This is a genomic window from Floridaenema aerugineum BLCC-F46, from assembly GCF_041929345.1.
GTDB lineage: Bacteria > Cyanobacteriota > Cyanobacteriia > Cyanobacteriales > Aerosakkonemataceae > Floridanema > Floridanema aerugineum.
The window spans coordinates 1-2,308 of the sequence record NZ_JBHFNQ010000263.1; the positions used below are offsets into that span (position 1 = coordinate 1).

General features: G+C 42.6%; 2 protein-coding genes. Both read left to right on the forward strand.

The window, feature by feature from the left end; genetic code table 11:
- The first annotated feature begins 131 nt into the window (after window positions 1-131).
- Complete coding sequence (locus ACE1CC_RS35845) at window positions 132-482, forward strand: hypothetical protein (protein WP_413275211.1); 351 nt, start codon at window positions 132-134, stop codon at window positions 480-482.
- 290 nt (window positions 483-772) lie between these two features.
- A complete protein-coding gene (locus ACE1CC_RS35850; protein WP_413275212.1) occupies window positions 773-2,242 on the forward strand; it encodes an IS110 family transposase in 1,470 nt (489 codons plus the stop codon).
- Window positions 2,243-2,308: the final 66 nt, after the last annotated feature.

A 2,308-nucleotide genomic window follows, 5' to 3' on the forward strand; every position in this document is an offset into this window, starting at 1 on the left:
ACCACTAAATAAACTTATAGAATATGTGCAGAACCAAGAGAATCCAGAATAAATCGTTGCTACGCATTTTTATGTTGGTTTCGCTAACCCTACCTAAACTTCGTTATAGGTAGGGACTGCGCTCAACATTTTTGTTCAAAAACAAGATAGATTACGAAGTTTTTGAAGTCATCTCCGTTTCTGTGGAAATCGCTGATGATGAATCTATGAGCGAAAAATTTAATGAACTACGTGCGGACATCGACCGATTACGTCGGAAGAGCATTGATGATTTGAACCGCAGTATCTACCAGAAAGAAAAACATTTGGGAGAGCTTGAGTCGAAAATCAATCAGGCAACAACTAGGTGGAACATGATTCAAAATTTTCTATCGGCGCAGGGCATCAAAAGCGCAGATATGATGCCTACTTTTGACAATCTACTTTCTCCTGCCATTGTAGCAAAGGAATATGAGGCCGATGACGAAGATGATGAGTACTAGACGTTTCTAACCCGCCTGACGAGCCTGTGACCTAGCACAGGCGAAACCCCCGAAAAGGGGGTCGCGGGGTCTAGCAACGCCGCAAGGGAACGAGAGATTTAGTCTGAAATGGCTTTTTTAAGCTTCCGAGTTTCTTGTCTACTTGTTCCCATTTTAAAGGCTAGTTTGCTGCTGTCAATGTGGCTCATTGATAGCACCAAACTCAAGACAACCAAAAAGATTAAAGATGAATTGCTAACCGTTTGGGGATTCTTGTCGAAATGGTTGTCTATAATTTCATTATCCCAATTATGAACCTTGAAAATCAAAGAAAAAAGAAGCAGGACAAAGTAGCTTTTCTGCTCAATTTGTGGCGGAAATTTTTAACACCTGGTGCTGAAGTTTTCATCGGCGCAGATGTTTCCAAAGATAATATTTGCATCTGGGTTGATAGTGCTACAAACACACCGGGTAAATTAAAGACTTACTGGGATGACGTTAAAGATTTACTTGACGAATTCGGAGAAGTTAAACGTAAGTATGAAGCACTGCGTTTATATGCCAACACTGAAGGTGCAGTAATTCTAAGACATTTAGCTCAAACTTACAAAGTTCAGTACATCGGCATGGAACCAACAGGGACTAATTACTCTGCTGTGTGGGTGAAGATTTGTGAAACGGAGGGCATTCCAATTCGTTGGGTTGGTCATATTGAAGTAGCGAATTTTCGCAAATCAAATCGACTTCCTAACAAAAACGACGCTGCGGACGCGGTAGCTATCTACTATTACTTGCTGACTTACCAAAATAGTGAGCATTACCTTACTCTAGATGTGAAGGCTCTTTGTCGGATACGACAGATTTATCTGCAATTGGGAAGTTTAGCCCGCATCCAAAGCCCTATAGTGAATAGATTAAGGCAGCAGCTTGCGGTAGAGTTCCCGGAAGCTGCTCTTCATTCTATTAAGGCAGGGGTGCAAGGATTCTCACCGTTTGCCGCGTGGTTAGCCGAACTTCCAGCAGAAAGAACGACTAGATACGAAAATTTGTACTCTTCCTCAGTTGCGCCACAGTATGAAATTGAAATTTCTAGCTTTACCAGGCGCTTGGCATCACAGCAATGTGATATCCATTTATGGGAGGGGACGCTGGATGCGGAATTGTCTGAGTTACTCGCTAACCCAGAATTCAAAAAGTACAATGCTGCATTTGACAAGTTAAACTTTGGGCTGAGAACCAGAGCGATTGTTCTGGCGCAAATTTACCCGGTGGAAAAATTCGCCAAATTTAATCGCATCACCGGAGATTTCAATTACACCAAATCACTGGCGGCATTCAAACAGCGGCTTGGCTATGGTGGGGAACAAAATGCTTCTGGTGATAAAGACCAGAGAAAAGCTTTTGGCTCCAAGCTTTCGCGTAAAGCATTGTACTTGTGGGTTGTAACCAAAATCAGTGCTGAAGAGCGGCGACCCAAGATAATGTCAGCTGAATTTAAACAGTTGTGCGAGTACTACGACACTCGCGTGGGAAAGTACAATTATAACGATTGGGTGACAAGTCAGAGGAATGCGGCGGTAAAAAAAGCTGTAGCCAAACTAAAAGCTGTTCTAGCGCCTGAAGTTTTTGCTCTGATTGAGGAGCAGTTACCATTGCTGCTAGAAACGACCGACAAGCCAAAACCTACACCATTTGAAGCCCGCCGAGGTTACGGTTCTCTTTGTTTGAGTCACACAGCGGCAAGGGGCGTTAAACAGCTTTTTCGTTTGTTAACTCGCTAGTTTTTAAAAACCGTACTTCTGTTTGGAGTGCGGTTTTTAAATTTGCAGATAAAGTTCTAAGATGAA